The sequence below is a fragment of the Nitrobacter hamburgensis X14 genome (assembly GCF_000013885.1).
In the GTDB taxonomy this organism is placed as follows: domain Bacteria; phylum Pseudomonadota; class Alphaproteobacteria; order Rhizobiales; family Xanthobacteraceae; genus Nitrobacter; species Nitrobacter hamburgensis.
The window spans coordinates 2,917,642-2,938,993 of the sequence record NC_007964.1 but is presented as its reverse complement, the minus strand read 5'-3'; the positions used below and the strand labels follow the sequence as shown (position 1 = coordinate 2,938,993).

The window sequence follows — 21,352 nt, the reverse complement described above, 5'->3', positions numbered from 1 at the left end:
ATGTTCGCAGCCGGGTGGGCCCGGGCCGGGTGATGCCGCCCGAACCCCAAGTTGATGCCTTGCTTTTGGCCGTTACTCAACCTTGATTGTTCCCACCATGTGCGGATGCAGCGAACAAAAATATTTGTAGTCGCCGGCATTGGTGAAGGTGAACGAGTATTTGTCGTCGGTATCCAGCGCCTTGGAGCGGAATTGACCTGCCGAAACGACCGTATGCGGAATGTCGTCGCGGTTGGTCCACGTCACGGTGCTGCCGACTTTCACCGTCAGTTGAGCCGGCGCGAAGGTGAAGTTGTCGATTGTCACCGACACCTCCTCGCAATGGGCAACGGACATTTGCATTGCAAGCGCCGCAGCCGCGGCAAGCCGGATGGCGCCGGTGCGCAAGTTCACAAACATCATGATTCAAGGTCCTTAGCCTTGCAGCGGCGTATCGATGATAGCGAGACGTTGTTCGCCGGGCTTGAAGATGACGCTGGCGGTGCCGAGCAGGCTGCGCAGCTTGTCGTCGGCGACCTTCATCGGCCCGGGAGAGGGCGCGGCGCCCGGCGCGGGCTGCGGGAAGGCGGTCGAGCGCGCGGTATGGAAGGTGACGTTGCCTTCGACCTTCTGCATCACCTGGTGGATGTGACCGTTGAGCACGGTCACCGAGCCGAAACCCTTGAGCAGGTCGAGCGCTCGCGCGCCGTCCTCGGTGCCCCAGCCCCAGGCCGGATATACGCTCCAAAGTGGAATATGCGCGAACACCACGATCGGCTGGGAGTTGGAGCGCCCCCTGAGATCGTCCGCAAGCCACGCCAGTTGCTCAGCGCCGAGATTGCCGAGGCCACCGGCCCTGAGGTCGACGACGTTGACGAGGCCGATGAAGTGCACGCCGTTGGCGTCGAAGGAATACCAGCCCGCGCCCTTGGTGCCGCGGCCGTAGCGCTCGCGGTACAATTTGACTTCCTCGTCGATGAAGTCGTGTTCGCCCGGAACGTAGTGCACGTCGAGCCGCGATTGCGAGATGATGCGCTCCGCGTCGTCGAATTCGGAGGCTTTCGACAAATGCGAGATGTCGCCGGTATGGATCATGAAGGAAGGCTTCACCCGCAGCGCCTTGATCTTGCCGATCGCCTCCTCAAGCGTGGCGAGCGCGTGAGGGTTGGCGGCCTTGTCGAAGCCGATATGGCTGTCGCTGATCTGCAGGAAGGTGAGGGCGGACGCTTCCGCAGCCCGTGCCGATTCGACGAGGCCGAGGGATCGCGGCACGCCGCCGGCAATGGTCCAGAGCACACCCGTGCCTGCCCAGGTCATGCATTCCAGCACCTTGCGGCGGCTGACGCCGTCGCCATCGTGATTGTGGTCGTGGCTCATCGGAGGTCTCCAGGCCCGTCATTGGGCACGCAGACCTGATCGGGGACTGTGCGGATTTATTCCCGCGCGCTTTGAGGGCGGTCCTCGGCCGCCATGGCGTCGTCATGCCGGCTGCCCGGTTTCGGGGCGATATCCAGCAAAATCAGCATATTGGGCCGCTCATCGCGTCATGGTAGTGTTCCGATCCCGAAGTTCGCCAGAGAACTTCAGTCTCGGCCAACCCGGAACCCCGCCATGCCCATCGTCAACCGCGTTGCCGATCTGCAATCCGATATCGCTGGCTGGCGCCGGGATATCCATCAGCACCCGGAGCTGCTGTACGATGTGCATCGTACCGCGGCGTTTGTCGCGGATCGCTTGCGGGAGTTCGGCTGCGACGAGGTCGCGACCGGGCTCGGCAGGACCGGCGTCGTCGGCGTCATCAAGGGCAGGAAGCCGGCCAGCGACAGCGATGGAGACGGCGGGGTCAAGGTGATCGGCCTGCGCGCCGATATGGATGCGCTGCCGATTCAAGAGGCAACCAACCTGCCTTACGCCTCGAAGACGTCCGGCAAGATGCACGCCTGCGGCCATGACGGCCACACCGCGATGCTGCTCGGCGCCGCGCGCTATCTCGCGGAGACGCGGAATTTCACTGGGGAGGCGGTCGTGATCTTCCAGCCGGCGGAAGAGGGCGGCGCCGGTGCTGCCGCGATGATCAAGGACGGGTTGATGGACCGTTTCGGGATCGATCAGGTCTACGGTATGCATAACTTCCCCGGCATCCCGCTCGGCTCCTTCGCCATCCGGCCGGGTCCGATCATGGCGGCGACCGACGCCGTCGATTTCAGGATCGAGGGCCACGGCGGCCACGCCGCTCGGCCGCATCTCTGCATCGATCCGGTGCTGGCCGGCGCGCAGCTTGTCGTTGCCCTGCAATCGATCGTGTCGCGCAACGTCGATCCGCTGGAATCCGCCGTGATTTCGGTGTGTGAGTTCCACGCCGGCAACACCCGCAACGTCATTCCGCAGACCGTCGAGTTGCGCGGCACCGTCCGCAGCCTGAAGGCCGACGTGCGCGACCTGGTGGAGAAGCGGATTCGCGAGGTCGCCGCCGGCGTGGCGCAGATCACTGGAACCAGGATCGATGTCAAATTCGGGCGCGGCTATCCGGTCACGGTCAATCACGCCGCGCAGACCGAAACCGCGATCAGGATCGCGAAGGAGATCGCCGGCGACAACAATGTGCATGAGACGCCGCCGATGATGGGCGCGGAGGATTTCGCCTACATGCTGGAAGCCCGGCCCGGCGCCTTCATCTTCGTCGGCAATGGCGACAGCGCCGGCCTGCATCATCCCGCCTACAACTTCAACGACGACGCCATCGTCTACGGCACCTCGTACTGGATCAGGCTGGTCGAGACCACGCTGGCTGCCTGAGCGGTCACGCTGTTGCGGCGCCAGGAACATAGCGCCTCACGTCGCGTTAGGAAGCGGGAATTCCCCCTCCAACCTGTGAGGCTACAATGAGCGCTGCGAAAGAGAAGGATCTCCACGACCTGTTCCTTGACCAGCTCAGGGACATCTACTTCGCCGAAAAGCAGATACTTAAGGCTCTGCCCAGAATGGCGAAGGCGGCAACGTCCGACAAATTGCGGGCGGCCTTCGAGAAACACCATGACGAGACCGAAGGCCAGATAGAGCGCCTGGAACAGGTCTTCGAGCTGATCGACAAGCCGGCCAAGGGCAAGACCTGCGATGCCATCCTCGGCATCCTGGACGAAGGCAAGGAGGTCATGGACGAATACAAGGGCACTGAGGCGCTGGACGCGGGCCTTCTCGCGGCGGCGCAAGCGGTGGAACACTACGAAATGGTGCGCTACGGAACCATGAAGGCGTGGGCGGCCAAGCTTGGCATGAAGGATGTCGTCAAGCTGATCGATGAAACGCTTCAGCAGGAGCGCAAGACCGACAAGGATTTGACGGCGCTCGCGGAAGCCGGTGTCAACTCCGAGGCATTGGCGGCTTGAATCTTTTCGGAAGGCCATCATCGGTGGCCGTTGCCGCCGGTGGTGGTCGATCTGCTTATGTGGTCATTGATCCGCCTTGTCGCGGCGCAGGTGCGGTTTGCGAGCGAAATCTCCGGACAATGCCGGTGTTTGACGGGCGTTTCGTCGATGCCATTGGGGTCGTGAGAGAAAATCACGCGCGAAAAGCCGGTTGACTCGTTGTGGTCTTCTGGCTTTATATAGAACATATAGTGAACATGTAAGTAGGCTACGGGTTCTTTCCGCGGCGGCAAATCTGACGAAGGAGCCAGAGCGCGATCGGCAAGGGATTCCGGTTTTACGTGCGATCGCGCTCTAAAATATTGAGAATGCACATGATCTTTTCGCCAAACCGCTCACACTTTGGCGGATCATGCGCCGCAAGCACGCTTGCGCGCCTGCGTGACTGCATCGGGCGGATCGAGACCTGCCACGGTGGCGAAATGCCGGGCCGGGCGGCGCTCGGTCACGAGGAGGCGGATGCCGCGCTGCAGGGCGGGCTTGCGCGCGGCGCCGTACATGAGGTGTTCGCGGAGGGACGGCACAGCGCGGCGGCGACCGGATTCATCGCAGGCCTCGCGCAGCGCCTCGGCAAGGATCGGCCGCTGCTCTGGGTGCGGCAGGATTTTGCCGCGCGCGAAACCGGTGCGCTGTCGATGCGTGGATGGCGCGAGCTCGGTCTCGATCCGCGCCGGCTGGTGATGGTGCATACGAGCGATGTGGAGAGCGCGTTGCGGACAGCGGCCGATGCGCTGGCCTGCGATGCGCTCAGTGCCGTGGTCATGGAGATCTGGGGCGAGACGCGTCTGTTCGATCTCGTCGCCAGCCGCAGGCTGACGCTGGCGGCGCGTGACTCTGGCGTCACGGGGTTACTGCTGCGGGTGGCGGCGACGCCGTTGCCTTCGACGGCGGAGACACGGTGGATCGTGCGCCCGGCGCGCTCGCCACCGGTCGCGGCTTGGCAGGCATGGGGCTCCCCCGTGCTCGAAACACGACTTGTCCGCAACCGTCATGGCCAGACCGGTCAGTGGATCATGGAGTGGATGTGTGATGAGTGCCTCTTCCGTGACGTCTCGTGCCATAGCCCGAAGACGCATCCTCAGCCTGTGGCTGCCGCGCCTGCCGACCGACCGCATCCGGCGCAAGTCGTTCCGCTGCGGCGAGCCGGATAGCGACCGACCCTGCATCATCGTCGCCAAACAAAATAACGCGCTGGTCATCGCCGCGCTGGATGACGCAGCCGCGCGCCTCGGCCTCGCGGTCGGCTTGCCGCTGGCCAATGCCCGCGCGATCTGTCCCGACATTGCCGTGTTCGATGCCGACGACGCGGCGGACGCGCAGACATTGAACGGTATCGTCGACTGGTGCGATCGCTTCACGCCGCTGGTGGCGCTCGATCCGCCGCACGGTCTGCTGCTGGATATCACCGGCTGCACGCATCTGTTCGGTGGCGAGGCTGCGCTGATGAAAGCGCTGTGCGGCGCGCTGACGCGGCAAGGCTTTGTTGTCAGTGCGGCCATCGCCGGCACCCCGGCCTGCGTGCGGGCGCTGACGCGCCATGCCCATGGCCGGATTGTCCCTCCCGGCAAGGAGCTGGAGGCCGTCGCGCCGCTGCCGGTGTTCACGCTCGGCACGGATGACGCGATCACGCGCGGGCTGCGCCGCGCCGGGCTGAAAACCATCGGCGATGTCGCCGCGCGCGGCCGCCACGAGATCGCGGCGCGTTTCGGCTCAGCTTTCACCGCGCTGCTGGAGCAGGCGCTGGGGCAAAGCGATGCGCCGATCAGCCCACGCAAACCGCCGCCGGATTATATCGTCGAGAAACGTTTTGCCGAGCCGATCGCCACCGACGGCGCGATCGCGATGACGCTGGCGAGCCTTGCGCGCACGCTCATCGCCGCAATGGAAAAACAGGGCAAGGGCGCGCGGCGGCTGGAAGCGAGTTTTTTCCGCACCGACGGCGCGGTGCGCGTCATCGCGGTGGAAGCAGGTCGTCCGGTCACGCGCGGCGAGATCATCGATCGCCTGTTCCGCGAGCGGCTCGATGCGTTGGCCGATCCGCTCGATCCCGGTTTCGGCTTCGATCTGGTGCGCCTGTCCGCCGTGCGCACCGAGTCCGTGGTGCAGGAGCAGCGCGACCTCGATGCGCATGTCCGGGACAACGACGAAGTGGCGGCGCTGATCGACCGCATTGCCGCGCGCATCGGCGGCCATCGCGTCGTCATGCACCTGCCGCAGGATACCCATATCCCCGGGCGCGCGGCGCTCTTATTGCCTGCGCAGCGGCATCTTGTGGCGGCAATGCTTGCCGAATGGCCCGCACGTATCGAGAGCGAGCCGCCGCTGCGGCCGTTGCGCATGTTCGCACGGCCCGAGCCGATCGAGGTGACGATGGCGGAGGTGCCCGACAAGCCGCCGCGTCATTTCACCTGGCGGCGCGCCACTCATACGGTGGTTCGTGCCGAAGGTCCCGAGCGCATCGCGATGGAGTGGTGGCGGACGCAGGAGGGCCGGCCGACGCGGGATTACTTTCGCGTCGAGGACGAAGCCGGATTGCGGTTCTGGCTCTATCGCGACGGTCTTTATGGCGAGGCGGCTGGTGAGGGCGGCGGCGCCGTGCCGCCAAGATGGTTCGTGCACGGGCTGTTCGCATGAAGCATCCGCGCGACATTCCATCCTATGCCGAAATCGGCATCGCCACCAATTTCTCGTTCCTGCATGGCGCGTCGCATCCGCAGGAATATGTCCATCAGGCGAGCGAATTGCGGTTGCCCATCATCGGCATCGCCGACCGCAATACGCTGGCGGGCGTGGTGCGTGCTTATGCGGAGCTGGGAAATCCCGAACTTCGCTCCAAGCCGCGGCTGCTGATCGGATCGCGTCTCGTTTTTATCGATGGAACGCCGGACATCCTCGTCTACCCCCGCGATCGCGATGCTTATGGCCGGTTGTGCCGATTGCTGACGCGCGGCAAGCGGGCGGCGGAGAAGGGCGAATGTCATCTGGGGCTGGATGACCTCTTGGAATTTTCGGAAGGGCAGCTTCTCGTGCTGACCTTGCCGCATCGTTTCGACACGACGACCGCGCTGAAGGTGCTGGACCGGTTGCGGCAGAGCCGCGCGGCCGGTGTCTGGCTCGCGGCAAGCCTGCTCTATCGCGGCGACGACCGGCGCCGCCTGCTGCGATTGCGGCGGATCGCGACCGCCGCCCGCGTGCCGCTGCTTGCGACCAACGAGGTGCTATATCATCACCCCGCACGTCGCCCGTTGCAGGATGTGCTGACCTGCATTCGCGAAAAGGCAACTGTCCATGCCATCGGCAGGAAGCTGGAAGCCAACGCAGAACGATATCTCAAGCCGACGGATGAGATGGCACGGCTGTTTCGCGATATTCCCGAAGCGATCGCCGAAACCGTGACGCTCGCGTCGCGCATCGCATTCACGCTCGACCAGCTCAAATATCAGTATCCCGACGAACCGGTGCCGCCGGGCAAGACGGCGCAGCGTCGTCTCGAGGATCTGACATGGGCAGGCGCTCACAAATATTTTCCGGTGCGCATTCCGCCCAAGACCAGGAAGGTCCTGCACAAGGAGTTGCGGCTGATCCGGCAGCTCAACTACGCGCATTACTTCCTCACCGTGCACGACATCGTGCACTGGGCGCGCAGCCGGAACATCCTTTGCCAGGGGCGGGGCTCGGCGGCGAATTCGGCCGTGTGCTATGTGCTCGGCATCACCGCGGTCAATCCGGCCGAGACCGATCTGCTGTTCGAGCGCTTCATCTCCAAGGAGCGGCTGGAGCCGCCGGATATCGACGTCGATTTCGAGCATTCGCGTCGCGAGGAGGTGATGCAGTATGTCTATCGCCGCTACGGCCGCCACCGCGCCGCGATCATCGCCACCGTCATTCACTATCGGCCGCGCAGCGCCATTCGCGATGTCGGCAAGGCGCTGGGGCTGACCGAGGATGTCACGGCGGCGCTCGCCGATACGGTGTGGGGAAGTTGGGGCGATGGTGTCAGCGACATGCAGGTCAGGCAGGCGGGGTTCGATCCGCGAAACCCCATGCTGCGCCGCGCCGTTGCGCTCGCCACCGAGTTGATCGGCTTCCCGCGCCACCTGTCGCAGCATGTCGGCGGCTATGTGCTGACGCAGGACCGCCTCGATACCTATGTGCCGATCGGCAATGCCGCGATGGACGACCGCACCTTCATCGAGTGGGACAAGGACGATGTCGATGCGCTTCGGATGATGAAGGTCGACGTACTGGCGCTGGGGATGCTGACCTGCATCCGCAAGTGCTTTGACCTCATCGCCAGGCACAAGGGCAAGCGATGGGAGTTGGCGACGGTTCCGCGCGAGCAGCGGGAAGTCTACGACATGCTGTGCAAGGGCGAGTCCCTCGGCGTGTTTCAGGTCGAGAGCCGGGCGCAGATGAACATGCTGCCGCGGCTGAAGCCGCGCACGTTCTACGATCTCGTCATCGAGGTCGCCATCGTCCGCCCCGGTCCGATCCAGGGCGATATGGTGCATCCCTATTTGAAGCGGCGGGCCATGAAGCCTGAGGATATCGACTATCCCTATCCGAAGGGCGGCGACAGGAATGAACTGCGCAACGTGCTGCACAAGACGCTCGGCGTTCCGCTGTTTCAGGAGCAGGCGATGCGCATCGCCATCGAAGCCGCGAAATTCACCTCCCAAGAGGCCAACGGCCTGCGCCGCGCCATGGCTACATTCCGCAACGTGGGAACCATTGGCACATTTCAGGAGAAGATGGTCAACAGCATGATCGCCCGCGGTTACGATCCGGTGTTCGCGAAAAACTGTTTCGAGCAGATCAAGGGCTTCGGCTCCTACGGTTTCCCCGAAAGCCACGCGGCGAGCTTTGCCCAGCTTGTCTATGTCTCGTCATGGCTGAAGCGTTTCCATCCCGATGCATTCTGCTGTGGCCTGCTGAATTCGCAGCCGATGGGTTTTTACGCGCCGGCGCAGATCGTCGGCGATGCCCGCAAGAACGGCGTCGCGGTGCGGCCCATCGATGTATCGTTCAGCTATTCGCAGAACACGCTGGAAGAGCGCGCAGGCAGGCATTACGCGATGCGGCTCGGCTTTCGCCAGATCGACGGCTTCAAGTGGGTTGATAAGGATGAAGCGAAGCTGAAACAGGATCAAGCAAAGCATCTCTCGTCTGCGTCGTCCCCGCGAACGCGGGGACCCATAACCCCTGTGCTCAATGAGTTTTCGACGCATGTCTCCGGCCATAGCGAGCGTCTTGCTCTATCGCAGGCGGAACGGAGTAAGGGTCCCCACGTTCGCGGGGACGACGAGACGCTGTGCGCAGGCGACTGGGGCGAGCGGATCGTCGCCGCGCGTCAACGCCGGCCCTTCACCTCCATCGAGGATTTTGCTCGCGATACCAAACTGCCGAAGCGCGCGTTGATCCTGCTGGCCGATGCCGATGCCTTTCGCTCGCTCGGGCTCGACCGCCGCGCGGCGCTGTGGGCGGTGCGCCGCCTGCCGGACGACGTGCCGCTGCCATTGTTCGAAAGCGCCATCGCGCGCGAGCTGCCCGACGAACGCGCCGCGCCGCTGCCTCAGATGCCGCTGCCGGAGCAGGTGGTCGCCGATTACCAGACCGTACGGTTGTCGCTGAAGGGCCATCCGATGGAATTCCTGCGCACGATGCTCACCCGCGAGCGCGTGGTGAGTTGCGCCGAGGTTTGCCATGCCAACGACAAACGCCGCGTCAGATGTGCCGGCGTGGTGCTGGTGCGGCAGCGGCCGGGCAGTGCCAAGGGGGTGGTGTTCATGACGCTGGAAGACGAGACCGGCATCGCCAATATCGTGGTGTGGCCGAACATCATGGCGCGCTACCGCAAGGAGGTGATGGGCGCGCGGCTGATCGAGGTGGAAGGCACTATCCAGAGCAGCCCGGAGCAGGTCGTGCATCTTGTCGCAAGCAAGCTGACCGATCGCTCCACTGAGCTGATGCATCTGGCGAACGATGCGCTCGTGTCCAGGTATCCGCTGCCGCCGCCGGCCGCACCGCTCGACGACGACCGCCGTGATCATCCCGACAATCCAGCGCAACGAGTCCGCCATCCGCGCAACGTGCGCATCCTGCCGCGCTCACGGGATTTTCATTGAGGAGAAGTTAGGCTCTCTCGTCATTGCGAGCGAAGCGAAGCAATCCAGAATCTTACAGAAAGACTGGATTGCTTCGCTTCGCTCGCAATGACGATGGTATAACCGTCATCACTACTCCACCGACGCGCCGACCGGCGGTCCGCCGGGCGGGCGGTGCAGGAAGGTGATGGTTGCGAACGCGCCGAGCCAGGAGCCGACCGCGGCGAAGGCCACATAGACCCAGTTCTCGGTATAGCTGATCACCGCGAAGGACGAGAGCAGGTACCAGACGCTGCTCCAGGTCGCCGCCGGCACGCGCCGTCGCGCCACCACGGCCGAGGTGAACATCACATAGACGGCATCGGTCGCCGCGGTGGCCAATACGACACCCGCAGCGGTCAAGGGATCAATGGCGGACATGACAACTCCTTGCATTCAGCGCGTAAATCATGGACGAGACGGACGCCGCTTGTCACGCGCCGCACCGGCCGGCCCGTGCGGCATGATGGCTTTCCTGACGCTGGCGGTTGCTGTCAGCGGATGGCGAATATTAATGCGCCGGTATGCTTTTTGCGGGAAATCAAGATTGCGATCAGCGGCGATACCGTCGGCGATCTCTACGAACCCTGGATCCGAGCGCCATTTTTCCCATCATCGTCCGCCTCGCGTCGGAAAATGAGGGCGCCGGTATTTATTTCGTATTTCTCGCGGCAGGTGAAATAACCCGCATTCGGACCATTCACGGAGAACCAAATGAGCGATGCAGAGCAGGGCAAATCTATCGGAGTGGCGGACCTGCGGGCGGCCGCGGCCCGACTCGCCGGCCGGGTGATCCGCACGCCCCTGGTTCATTCGCGCACGCTGTCCGATATCACCGGGGCCGAGGTCTGGCTCAAGCTGGAAAATCAGCAGTTCGTCGCCTCTTTCAAGGAGCGCGGAGCCGCCAACAAGCTGCTCACGCTGTCGGCCGACGAGGCAAGGCGCGGCGTCATCGCCATGTCCGCGGGCAACCACGCCCAGGGCGTGGCCTATCACGCCCATAACCTCGGGATCGCCGCCACGATCGTGATGCCGAAATCGACGCCGTTCGTGAAGGTGTCGCGAACGAGGAAACTCGGAGCGCGGGTTCGGCTCGAGGGCGAGATTCTGGCGGAATCCGCTGCCTTTGCCCGGCAACTGGCCGCGGATGAAAATCTTGTCTTCGTCCATCCCTATAACGATCCGGCCGTGATCGCGGGGCAGGGCACGGTGGCGATCGAGATGCTGGAGGATCAGCCGACGCTTGATTGCATCCTCACACCGGTCGGTGGCGGAGGACTGGTCGCCGGTTGTGCGATTGCGGCGGCGAACCACGCGTCGGCGGTCGAGGTGATCGGCGTCGAGGTGGAGTCCTACGCCGCCGTGGCGCAGCATCTCGCCGGGCGCCCGATCTCGGTCGGCGGCGCGACCATTGCCGAAGGAATTGCGGTGCGTGATGTCGGCGCGCTGCCGCTGGCGATCCTGCGCGAGTACGGCATCGAGGTGATGACGGTGGCGGAGCGCCTGATCGAGAAGGCGGTCATCCAGATGCTGGAGATCGAGAAGACCGTGACGGAAGGCGCGGGTGCAGCCGCGCTCGCGGCCCTGATGAGCGATCCGGGGCGGTTCGTCGGGCGGAAAGTTGGGTTGATCATTTCCGGCGGCAACATCGACACGCGCACGCTCGCCAATGTGCTGATGCGGGGACTGGTGCGCGACGGCCGGCTGATCGACCTCGTGGTGGAGATATCCGACAAGCCGGGCGCGCTGGCTGAACTCGCCTGCATCATTGCCGAACTCCGCGGCAATATCGTCGAGGTGCAGCATCAGCGTCTGTTCAGCGCGCTGTCCGCCAACATGACCGAGGTCGAACTGGTGATCGAGGCGCAGGACACGGCGCATGGCAGCGCCATCGTCGCCGGCCTGGAAGCAAAAGGCGTGAGAGCGCGCCGCCGCGACCGGCTGGTGCTGTCACGGGATTGACGACCCTAAGTTGAATTGCCGTCATTGCGAGGAGCTCAGGGCGACGCGTAGCGTCGTCCCGACTGCGACGAAGCAATCCAGTCTTGGTGCGTGGCTTCTGGATTGCTTCGCTTCGCTCGCAATGACGGTGGTGTGTTCCGCGAATGCGATTGCGGTGGTGAGCGAAGCGTGGAAGAGCTGAGGGATCGCTTTCTATGGATATCCTGATGTCCAAGGTTTTCACCGATGCCGCCGCGATCGCCGACGACATCATCCGCGATAGCGGTCCCCATCTCGTGGTGGGGCTGCCGCTGGGGCTCGGCAAGGCCAATCACATCATCAATGCGCTCTATCGGCGGGCCGCCGCCGATCGCAGTCTCGACCTGACCTTTTTCTCCGCGCTGACGCTCGAGAAGCCGCGGCCGTCGAACGAGCTGGAGAAGCGGTTCATTACACCAGTGATCGACCGTCTGTTCGGCGGCTGGCCCGATCTCGATTACGCCACCGCGCTGCACAGGGGCGCGCTGCCGCCGAACATCAAGGTCACCGAATTCTTCTTCCTGGCGGGCAAGTGGCTGCGCAACACCTATGCCCAGCAACACTACATCGCCGCCAACTACACCCACGCCGCGTCCTATATCCTCGACCGCGGCCTCAACGTCATCACCCAGCTTGTGGCGAAGCGGGTCGTCAACGGCGAGACGCGCTACAGTCTGAGTTGCAATACCGACACCACGCTCGAGCTTCTGCGCGCCCGCGCCGCGGGCGGGGCGTCGTTCAGACTGGTGGGGCAGGTCAATTCGGAATTGCCGTTCATGCCCGGCGCCGGCGACCTGCCGGCCAGCGAGTTCAGCGCCATCCTCGACAGCCCGGACACCGATTTCCCGCTGTTCGCGCCGCCATCCGAGCCGGTGTCGGGCACCAAATATGCCATCGGCCTGCACGCGGCGGGGTTGATCAAGGACGGCGGCACGCTACAGATCGGCATCGGCCAGGTCGGCGACGCGCTGGCGCAAAGCCTGATCCTGCGTCACCGCGACAACGCGCGGTTTCGCGAAATCGCGGCGCGGCTCGCGCCGGGCAGCGCAATGGCGGAAACCGCGCCGTTCGCAACCGGTCTTTATGGCGTCAGCGAAATGGTGTTCGAGGCGTTTCTCGGACTGATCTCGGCCGGCGTGCTCAGGCGCGAGGTCGATGGCGCGGTTTTGCACGGCGGGTTCTTTCTCGGGCCGAAGTCATTCTATCGTGCGTTGCGCGAGATGACGCCCGAGCAGCGCGCTCGCATCCAGATGACCGCGGTGTCCTTCACCAACGATCTGTACGGCGACGAGGCCGCCAGGCGCCGCGCCCGCGTCGATGCGCGCTTCGTCAACAACGCCATGATGGCGACCTTGATGGGAGCGGCGATCTCCGACGGCCTCGACAACGGGCAGGTGGTGAGCGGCGTCGGCGGGCAATACAACTTCGTTGCGCAGGCTTTTGCGCTCGAAGGCGCGCGCTCGATCCTCACTCTGGAATCGACGCGGCGCGAGAAGCACGGCGTGGTGTCCAATATCCGCTGGTCCTATGGCCACACCACCATTCCGCGCCACCTGCGCGATATCGTCGTCACCGAATACGGCGTGGCGGACCTGCGCGGCAAGTCCGATGCCGAGGTGATCGCGGCGATGCTCAACGTCGTGGACTCGCGTTTCCAGGCCGAACTGATGCGGCAGGCCAAGGGCGCAGGCAAGCTGCTGAAGAGTCACGAGATACCCGCCGCCCATCGCGCGAATTTCCCGGACCGGATCAAGACTGCGCTGAAACCCGCGCGGGCGGCGGGGCTGCTGCCATCGTTTCCGTTCGGCAGCGATTTCACCGAGGTCGAGCAGCGGCTGATCCCGGCGCTTGAAACGCTGCGCGACGCATCACGCTCGCCGTTGGCGCTCATCGGGTTGCTGATGGAAGGTTTGCGCCCCGGCGATGCGTCGATACAGCCTGCCCTTGCGCGCATGGGGCTGGATCATCCGAATACGTTTTCGGACAGGCTCTATCGCGCGCTGCTCAACGGCGCGCTGAAGCGGAGCGGCGAAAAATAAACATCGCGTCATGGCCGGGCACAGCCATTCGAAGAACGGCGTCGCTTCGCTCGCCTATGGACCCGCCCATCCATCTCGAGAAAGAATTTCGCGAAGTTAGATGGATACCCGCGTATGACCGCCGTTTGCATGGAGGCGGTACGCTTTCCCCGACGCGCGTTTTTCAGTTACCTGTGCTTGTTGTTCGGCTTGCGCTTCTCGACGAACGCCGCCATGCCTTCGGCGCGATCGTCCAGCGCGAAGGTCGAACGGAACAGGTCGCGCTCGACGTTGATGCCTTCCGACAGCGTCGTCTCGAAGGCGCGGTTGACGGCGCTCTTGGCCATCGCCGCGACGGGACGCGACATCGAGGCGATCTTCTCGGCCGCGGCCATCGCTTCGTCCATCAGCTTGTCGGCGGGAACGATGCGGCTGACGAGACCGGAGCGTTCCGCCTCTGCGGCGTCCATCATCCGCCCGGTGAGGCAGAGGTCCATCGCCTTGGCCTTGCCGACGGCGCGGGTCAGGCGCTGGCTGCCGCCGATGCCGGGAATGGTGCCGAGCGTGATTTCCGGCTGGCCGAATTTCGCGGTGTCGGAGGCGATGATGATGTCGCACATCATGGCGAGTTCGCAGCCGCCGCCGAGCGCATAGCCGCTGACCGCCGCGATGGTCGGTTTGCGGCAGGTGGCGACGCGGTCGCCGCCGCTCGCCTTGAAGTCCTCGTTGACCATGTCGATGAAGCCCTTCGGCTGCATCTCCTTGACGTCGGCGCCGGCGGCGAAGGCCTTTTCGTTGCCGGTGATCAGGATGCACCCGATGCCGTCGTCAGCCTCGAGATCGCCCACCGCGGCGGCGATTTCGCGAAACACCGCGAACGACAGCGCATTGAGCATTTTAGGCCGGTTCAGCCTGATGACGCCGACCGCGCCCTTACTCTCGACAATGATGTGCTCGAACGTGCTCATGGTCCATCCCACTATAGCGTTTTCGAGCGAAGTGGGCATCGGTTCGCGTGAAGAAAACGCGTCAAATCAAAATTATAGAGCCCCGCTTCTGATTCCATCAGAAGCGGGGCTCTCAGCTGCTGCCGGTCGCGACAGGTGTGTGGGTGGGGACAATGTGCCCGCGGTCCAGCTACGCCGCAAGGCTGCCGCCGTGCGCATCAATGGCAATGCCCGGCGGCGATGGAAGAATGCCGATCCGCTGTGGGATAACGAAACGGAAGAATCCGGGGATCAGGCCATGAACATGCGGGCGGCGGAGCCGAACATGAGCAGGCCGCCGAAGGCGATGAAGATCTTGCCGATCAGGGAGGTCTGGTTCCAGGCGGAGCCGTCGTTCGCGGCCGCCTGGCCGGTGTCGGCGTTGCTCGTGGACGCTGCGGTGTCGATGGAAGCCAATGCGAGGTGAGGCGCGGCCTGCTTGTCGTCGGCCAGGGCGCGGTCGATTTCGTTGAACTCGTCGGGAGAAACGATTTCAGCCGTCGAGGGCGCGCTGTCGGTCTGCTGCCCGGGATCGCCCTGATTGCCGGACAGCATCTGGCCGGCGTTGCTGGCGAGCGCACTCGCTTCAGTCTTGGGCAAATCCTGCTTGGACAAATCTTCGGTGGTGCCGGGCATCTCGGCCTTCGCGTTGGCATTGGCGATCGTCGGCGGCAGCGGTATCTGCTTGTCGCTGTCCTGAGCCGCCGAGGCTGTGGTCTCGTGGGCTGTTTCGTGAGCTTTTGTGTCGGCTTTCGCTTCCGGCTTGGCCGGTTTTCGCGCGTGCGAGACATGCCGCTTGTGCGGCCGGTGTTTGGTGACCGTGCCGGGGTTGACCGGTGCCCTGCCATTTTCGGCGGCCGTGCCGGCCGGTTCCGCCGCGCTGTCGGTCGCACGCATTGGCCCCGCGAAACCCAGCCAAAGTCCTGCTGCGATGATCAACGCCGAGCGCCCGCTGGCCCTGATGTTCATGGCAATCTCCCCGTTTGTCAGCCCCGGTTAACAAAAGAACCGTCGGGCGTGGCCACACCGGGGCAAAAAAAGGGAATTTTCCGATCACCGCGGCGAAACCACGGCAAATCCACCGAAATGAGGCGGCCGTCGCGCGTTGGACCGGATACGACACGACGTTTAAGTGCTGTCCAGGCCCGGAGCGGCTGCTTGCTGCGTCCGATGGAAGCGCAGCACCTGTTGCGCAGTGGACAGGCGCAGACGTTCATACATGCGTTCCGCAGCATCGATATCCGTCACCGCGATGTCCGCGAGGTCCTTGCGCATGTCGATGATGGCTTTGACGGTCGACCAGGACAGGCCGCCCACCTTGGCCAGAATGAGCACGCCCTCGGTTTGGGATTCGATCATCATTTTCTCGGCGACCGCGACCGAGACGTTGGCGAGGCAGGCGATGGCGGCGTTGGTTTCGTCGAATTTACCGGCTTGCGCAAACGAAGCGACCTCATGCTCGTCGAGACGGCCGTCTTCGTACAGCGATCTGACCAGCCCGTGCGCGATGGTCGTTTCCCTGCTGATGGCCGCCGGCGCCGAGCGCGCCCGCCGCGCCACCTCGCTGACAACAACCGACACATCGTCCGCCCGATGCGGATTGGCCGCCGCGAGACGCGCCCGCACCGAGGCGGAGGCTTTCGCGATCAGCTTCAGATAGTGATGCCGCGGGATCGACGGCCGCATGCCGACGCAGGTTGCGATCTCGTCGTCGCCTTCGGCGCGCGCAACCAGCCGCGTGAAGCCCTGCTCGGAGAATTCGGCGCCCGGATTGTTGACGGTGCTTCTGACGACCTCGTCGTTGCCGCGCTCCACCAGAACGTCGGTGACCGCCCCGCTCAGGACCTTCCGCGTCGAGATCGCCAGCAGATGCGCCTGGCTCTTGCTGCGGGCGTTCTCGACCAGCGCGTCATCTCCTAGCCGTTCGGATTGCGACAGCACGGGCGCGGCGACTTCGATCAGATCGTCGAAGGCGAGTGCGTGAATGATCTGCGGCGGAGCCTTGGCAACGGGAGCGAGGCGCCTGGCAAGCAGCACTTTCGCCGCGGTTTCCATGTGCCGGCTCAGGCAATTGAACACGTCGTCAAAGACCGTGATCTGCTCGTCGGAATAGTCGACCGTGTTGTTCAGGAACAGGTCGGTGACCCGCCGCAGCGTTTCAACCCGCCGCGTGACGGTGCCATGGGCGAGGGTGTTCTGAAGTTCGTCGAGTAGACCTGCCGAGGGGGCGGCCGATTTGGAAGCCATGGCTCTGTCCTAGAGTTCTCCCATAGGAAGCCGCGACATTCTGGTTCACGGCCGCGATCTGCGATTGTGTCCGCGGTAAACGCGGGCGAAGTCGTGATTAGGACGGTACTGGTATAACCATAGATCAGGAGCGGCCCGTCGATGACGAAGCGGCGGGGAATCTACGGGGAAAGCCTTTAGGTTTGGTATCTTTCGGCCGCAGCGCATGGCCGGCGGTATCGTTAATATATTCTTTCTTCAGGGAAATTTCCGCTTTCCCGGATAGGGTGCAGGTTAGCGACCGGGCCGGTCCCGTATCGTGCTACCTTTTTAGGGCGTCCCCGGGGTGCTTGCCCTTTCCGCCGTTTCAGGTAAGCGCTCTAGGCTTCGTCTGACATTCGATGTTTGTAATTTGAAAAGATTTTTGCCTTGCCAGTCGAACCTTCAGTCCTGAAACCTCGACCAATTCAGCGAGACGGCCAGTGAGTGCGGCACAGGCGGCGTCGGATGAGGCTCTGATCGCCCGGATCGCTCAAGGCGACCGCCTTGCCATGCAGGTGCTGTATGGGCGTCATCACGTCAGGGTCTTTCGTTTCGGATTGAGGCTCGTGCGGAACGAACAAATTGCGGAAGACCTGATCAACGAGGTTTTTCTCGATGTCTGGCGTCAGGCCGGCAAGTTCGAAGGCCGATCTGCCGTCTCCACCTGGCTGTTGGCAATCACGCGTTTCAAGGCCCTGTCGGCGCTCCGCCGCAGGAAGGATGCCGAACTGGACGACGAGACCGCCAATGCGATCGAGGATCAATCCGACGATCCCGAGGTGACGGTACAGAAAAAGGATACGGGGAACGCGCTGCGCATGTGCCTGATGCAGCTTTCAGCGGAGCACCGGGAAATCGTCGATCTCGTCTATTACCACGAGAAGTCGGTGGAAGAGGTCGCCGAGATTGTCGGGATCCCCGAGAACACGGTGAAGACGCGGCTGTTCTATGCGCGCAAGAAACTGGCCGGTCTGCTGAAGGCAGCCGGCATAGAACGAGGTTGGCCATGACGGCGACGAACAAGAAAGTCGCGGACGACGGGCCCGGAGATGTCGAGGCGCTGCTGCCGTGGCATGCTGCCGGCACGCTGAGCGCGCGCGATACGCGGCGGGTCGAGGAGGCGCTCACGCGCGATCCCGGCCTCGCGAAGCAGTATGCGGTGATCCGGGATGAGTATGCCGAAACCATTTCGCTCAATGAAAGCCTCGGTGCGCCGTCCGCGCGCGCGATGCAAAAGCTGTTCGCCGCGATCGATGCCGAACCGGCACGAAGCGTCCCGGTGTCGCGCGGGCTGTCGGCGCGGCTTTCACAGTTCTTTGCCGCGCTGTCGCCGCGCACGCTGGTCGCGGCCGGTGCGGTCGGCGCGCTGGTGGTCGTGCTCCAGGCCGGCGTGATCGCCGCGATGCTGGCGAAGGACGATGGCGGCCATTCGTTCCAGACCGCGTCCCATCGCGCGCCGGATGCGCCGTTGACCCGCGGGCTGACCGCGGAATCGGGGCCGCAGGCGCTGGTGCGGTTCGCGCCGGACGCGCACATGTCCGATATCAGCGCATTGCTCGACGCTTACCATGCGACCATTGTTTCTGCGTCCAGAGGCGGCCTGTTCCAGTTGCGCTTCGACGGCAAGCCCAACTCGGGTCCGGAGGTCGCGAGCCTGATGAACAGACTTCAGAGCGAGAAGATCGTCAATCTCGCGGTTCCTGCACAGTAGCTTGCGCAGACGGGCCACGATGGAGGATCGCGCGATGCGTCAGCGCATGACGAGCATAACGAAATGGAGTGTCGTGCTCGCAGGCTTGACGGGTCTGTGCTGGCTTGCAGGCTTCGATGTCCCGTCGGCGCACGCGCAAGGCTATATGCAAGGACAAAGGGGCTCTTCGGGCTTCGGTCCGCAAGGGCGCGCCCCGATGATGTCGCCGCGCGGCGGCATGACGGGGATGGCCGGGCGCGGCGGGATGCATGGAGGCTACCGGCCGGGCTGGGGCCATCGCGGCATGGGGATGGGCTACGGACTGCCGCTCGGCGTGATCGGAGCCCCCTATAGGGCTCCTTATATCGAAGCCCCTTACCGTGCCATCGAGCGCAATGACGATCCGGTGGAGAGCCGGCAATCGCGTCGCTCGCGCCGCAAGACGGCTGTCCGCGAACGGAAGCCGCGGAAGCCGTCAACCGCGGTCACTGCGTCAGGCATGTCCTACGTTCGCTACGCGCCTAACACCTATCCGGCGTGCGCGCACGGCGACGGCGCGATGAGCGGCGAATGCAACGGCCGTCCGTTCGTTGCCGATCTCGGAGGCGATGGCCCGCCGCCGCGGGATCAGAATAGCGGACCTCGCCGCAATGCGGCGCAAGCTGCTGTGACGCGCAACTATCTGCCGGGCGAGATCGTCGCCGAAATCGCAGCGATGCCGGATGGTGCACTCGCCGTGCTGGCGCGGCGGCACCGGCTCGAACGCATGGCCTCGCAGAATTTTCCGCTGACCGGCAGCACCGTCAGTCTGTTTCGCATTGTTGGCCGTCGGACGGTCGGGCAGGTCCAGGCTGAATTGCGCGCCGATGCCGCCGTGCGGTCGGCGCAGCCGAATTTTCGTTACGTCCTGCAAGACCAGAAGACCACGGGTGCGGTTACCGAAGGCGATCCCGCGCAATATGCACTGGCAAAACTGCGGCTGCCGGAAGCGCATGCGCTGGCGCATGGCAAAGGCATCGTTGTCGCGGTGATCGATTCCGCAATCGACGCCGATCATCCCGAACTCGCCGGCTCGATTGCAGCGAGTTTCGATGCGCTCGACAGCAAGGACGGCCCGCATGTGCATGGCACCGGCATCGCCGGCGCGATCGTCGCTCATGCGCGGCTGATGGGGAGCGCGCCGTCGGCCAAAATTCTCGCGATCCGCGCCTTCGGCGTCACGCAGGGCGCGGCCGAGAGCACCTCGTTCACGATCCTCAGGAGTCTCGACTATGCGGCGACGCATGGTGCGCAGATCATCAACATGAGTTTTGCCGGCCCGAAGGATGCGCTGGTCTCGCGCGGCATTGCCGCCGCCGCGACGAAGGGCATCGTCATGGTGGCCGCAAGCGGCAATGCCGGGCCGAAGTCGCCGCCGCTCTATCCGGCCGCCGACGCCGATGTGATCGCGGTCAGCGCGACCGATGTCGACGACCGTCTGTTCGCCGCATCCAATCGCGGCGGCCATATCGCGGTGGCGGCTCCCGGCGTCGATATCTTCCTTCCCGCGCCAGGCGGCAAATACCAGATGACGTCGGGCACCTCGTTCTCCGCAGCCTATGTCAGCGGACTCGCGGCGCTGATCCTGGAGCGTAACCCGGCGCTTGAGCCCGCCGACGTCCGCGCCATCCTGACGACCAGCGCGCGCGATCTCGGCGCGCCCGGTCGTGACGATCTGTTCGGCGCCGGGGAGGCGGATGCGTATGGCGCCGTGCAGGCTGTCCCGGACGGTGCGGTCCCGGCCGGAACGGTGCCGGTCATGGCCGTGTCCGATCCGGCGCCGGCGGCCGCCGCATCCGATGCCGCCGCCACAACGACCGGCGAGGCAGCGCCTGCGAGCGAACCGCAACCCGCGCCGGCGGGCATGGAGTCGCGCGGCGCCGATCCGTCCGCGAAATAGCGAGAGCGCTTTCGAGCGAAGCATGTCGTCGGACTTGACCCGGGGATGGATACCGGTTCGCGCGAAGAAACCGCGTCGAATCAAAATCATAGAGCCCCGCTTCTGATTTCATCAGAAGCGGGGCTCTAGTTCTTGTCAGATCGTTAAAAAATTCCGGGCCGCCTTGAACGTTTTCCGCAGGCTCGACGACAGAATGAATGTGGGAGCCAAAACTCCCCAAAGCTATATCAGGCGCGAGCGCCCATCCACCCCAGCGCCCATATGGCTTGACCCGCCCGGTTGTCCCCCCGGGCGGGTCTTTTCATTAATCTATCCTCTTGATTTTGATGCGTTGTCGCTTTGGTTGTGTCAGATTTGAGCCAAAAAGGTTTTCGGTCAACTGCCTGTCCTGCATTGCGTGGGTATAGGTGTCGATAAATAGCGTCACCGAATCCCAGCCGCCAAGTTGAGCCGCAGTCTTTGGATCGACGCCATCGCGGAGCATCTTGGTTGCGAAGCCATGCCGGCAGCTATGGAACGTCAGGCGTTCGAATCCAGCCTTTCCCATGGCCGTTGCCGCAGCGTCGATATCCTCATCCCACCAGCGCCGCAGCGTCGTTTCGCCCGGCCAGAATGGCCTCCTATCGCGCGGTAGATTCGCCAGCGCAACAAGTAACCTCTCCGGCAAATGGGATAGGCGCTGTTTCTTGTTCTTCGTTTTTCGCACCAGGATCGTGCGGTTGTGAAAATCGATGTCCGGCCATTCGATGCGCCTCGCCTCCGATATTCGGCAAGCCGTCGCGAACATGAAGGTCGCCAGCGCCGACGTAATCGGCCGGGCGTGTTTCGTGAATGTGTCGAGCCAATCAAGTAGAATTGGCTTCCTGATCTTCTGTTCGAACTTGAACTTGCGAACCCGGATCGGCGGACACATTTCGAGCTCGG

The 21,352-nt window shown here is 63.9% G+C and carries 17 protein-coding genes; 10 read left to right on the top strand and 7 right to left on the bottom strand.

The window, feature by feature from the left end:
* Positions 1-72: 72 nt before the first annotated feature.
* Both NHAM_RS13700 and NHAM_RS13695 read right to left on the bottom strand, forming a co-directional pair.
* Positions 73-402, bottom strand: a complete 330-nt coding sequence (locus tag NHAM_RS13700; RefSeq protein ID WP_011511118.1) for a cupredoxin domain-containing protein — start codon at positions 400-402, stop codon at positions 73-75.
* A 12-nt stretch (positions 403-414) separates the two neighbouring features.
* Entirely contained in the window at positions 415-1,356 is a 942-nt protein-coding gene (locus NHAM_RS13695; RefSeq protein WP_011511117.1) for a metallophosphoesterase family protein, read from the bottom strand.
* A 234-nt stretch (positions 1,357-1,590) separates the two neighbouring features.
* On the opposite strand from NHAM_RS13695, the gene NHAM_RS13690 reads away from it, so the two are divergent.
* From NHAM_RS13690 to NHAM_RS13670, 5 genes are all read left to right on the top strand, one after another.
* A complete protein-coding gene (locus NHAM_RS13690) occupies positions 1,591-2,775 on the top strand; it encodes a M20 aminoacylase family protein (RefSeq protein WP_011511116.1) in 1,185 nt (394 codons plus the stop codon).
* A gap of 86 nt (positions 2,776-2,861) precedes the next feature.
* Entirely contained in the window at positions 2,862-3,365 is a 504-nt protein-coding gene (locus tag NHAM_RS13685) for a ferritin-like domain-containing protein (protein WP_011511115.1), read from the top strand.
* A 353-nt stretch (positions 3,366-3,718) separates the two neighbouring features.
* Positions 3,719-4,555 (top strand): ImuA family protein, encoded by an 837-nt coding sequence (locus NHAM_RS24970; protein WP_011511113.1) that lies wholly within the window; start codon positions 3,719-3,721, stop codon positions 4,553-4,555.
* On the top strand, positions 4,464-6,038 hold the full coding sequence (locus tag NHAM_RS13675) for a DUF6504 family protein (RefSeq protein WP_283805379.1): 1,575 nt from the start codon (positions 4,464-4,466) through the stop codon (positions 6,036-6,038). The genes NHAM_RS24970 and NHAM_RS13675 overlap by 92 nt, the downstream gene beginning before the upstream one ends.
* A complete protein-coding gene (locus tag NHAM_RS13670) occupies positions 6,035-9,529 on the top strand; it encodes an error-prone DNA polymerase (protein ID WP_011511111.1) in 3,495 nt (1,164 codons plus the stop codon). The genes NHAM_RS13675 and NHAM_RS13670 overlap by 4 nt, the downstream gene beginning before the upstream one ends.
* A 111-nt stretch (positions 9,530-9,640) precedes the next feature.
* Here NHAM_RS13670 and NHAM_RS13665 read toward each other — a convergent pair whose 3' ends face one another.
* Complete coding sequence (locus NHAM_RS13665; RefSeq protein ID WP_011511110.1) at positions 9,641-9,928, bottom strand: hypothetical protein; 288 nt, start codon at positions 9,926-9,928, stop codon at positions 9,641-9,643.
* A 333-nt stretch (positions 9,929-10,261) separates the two neighbouring features.
* Here NHAM_RS13665 and NHAM_RS13655 point away from each other — a divergent pair, with 333 nt between their 5' ends.
* Complete coding sequence (locus NHAM_RS13655; RefSeq protein ID WP_011511109.1) at positions 10,262-11,509, top strand: threonine ammonia-lyase; 1,248 nt, start codon at positions 10,262-10,264, stop codon at positions 11,507-11,509.
* Between the two features lie 206 nt (positions 11,510-11,715).
* Complete coding sequence (locus tag NHAM_RS13650) at positions 11,716-13,566, top strand: acetyl-CoA hydrolase/transferase C-terminal domain-containing protein (protein ID WP_041359009.1); 1,851 nt, start codon at positions 11,716-11,718, stop codon at positions 13,564-13,566.
* A 167-nt stretch (positions 13,567-13,733) separates the two neighbouring features.
* Here the strand turns inward: NHAM_RS13650 and NHAM_RS13645 are convergent, their stop codons facing one another.
* The 3 genes from NHAM_RS13645 to NHAM_RS13635 all read right to left on the bottom strand — a co-directional run bounded on the left by NHAM_RS13645 (position 13,734) and on the right by NHAM_RS13635 (position 16,778).
* Entirely contained in the window at positions 13,734-14,513 is a 780-nt protein-coding gene (locus NHAM_RS13645) for an enoyl-CoA hydratase (RefSeq protein ID WP_011511107.1), read from the bottom strand.
* A gap of 270 nt (positions 14,514-14,783) precedes the next feature.
* The gene (locus tag NHAM_RS13640) at positions 14,784-15,500 is read right to left on the bottom strand and encodes a hypothetical protein (RefSeq protein WP_011511106.1); all 717 of its coding nucleotides are present in this window, start codon (positions 15,498-15,500) and stop codon (positions 14,784-14,786) included.
* A 159-nt stretch (positions 15,501-15,659) separates the two neighbouring features.
* Positions 15,660-16,778, bottom strand: a complete 1,119-nt coding sequence (locus NHAM_RS13635; protein WP_011511105.1) for a DUF2336 domain-containing protein — start codon at positions 16,776-16,778, stop codon at positions 15,660-15,662.
* 461 nt (positions 16,779-17,239) lie between these two features.
* Here NHAM_RS13635 and NHAM_RS13630 point away from each other — a divergent pair, with 461 nt between their 5' ends.
* Genes NHAM_RS13630 through NHAM_RS13620 form a run of 3 tightly spaced genes read left to right on the top strand, consistent with a single transcriptional unit; the run spans position 17,240 to position 20,428 of the window.
* On the top strand, positions 17,240-17,809 hold the full coding sequence (locus tag NHAM_RS13630; RefSeq protein ID WP_011511104.1) for a sigma-70 family RNA polymerase sigma factor: 570 nt from the start codon (positions 17,240-17,242) through the stop codon (positions 17,807-17,809).
* Positions 17,806-18,510: a hypothetical protein gene (locus NHAM_RS13625; protein ID WP_011511103.1), complete on the top strand. Its 705-nt coding sequence runs from the start codon at positions 17,806-17,808 to the stop codon at positions 18,508-18,510. The genes NHAM_RS13630 and NHAM_RS13625 overlap by 4 nt, the downstream gene beginning before the upstream one ends.
* A gap of 34 nt (positions 18,511-18,544) precedes the next feature.
* The gene (locus NHAM_RS13620) at positions 18,545-20,428 is read left to right on the top strand and encodes a S8 family serine peptidase (RefSeq protein WP_011511102.1); all 1,884 of its coding nucleotides are present in this window, start codon (positions 18,545-18,547) and stop codon (positions 20,426-20,428) included.
* A 304-nt stretch (positions 20,429-20,732) separates the two neighbouring features.
* On the opposite strand, the gene NHAM_RS27610 is transcribed toward NHAM_RS13620, so the two are convergent.
* Positions 20,733-21,341 carry a tyrosine-type recombinase/integrase gene (locus NHAM_RS27610; protein WP_049769343.1) on the bottom strand — a complete coding sequence of 203 codons (609 nt, stop codon included), beginning with the start codon at positions 21,339-21,341 and terminating at the stop codon, positions 20,733-20,735.
* Between the last annotated feature and the right edge of the window lie 11 nt (positions 21,342-21,352).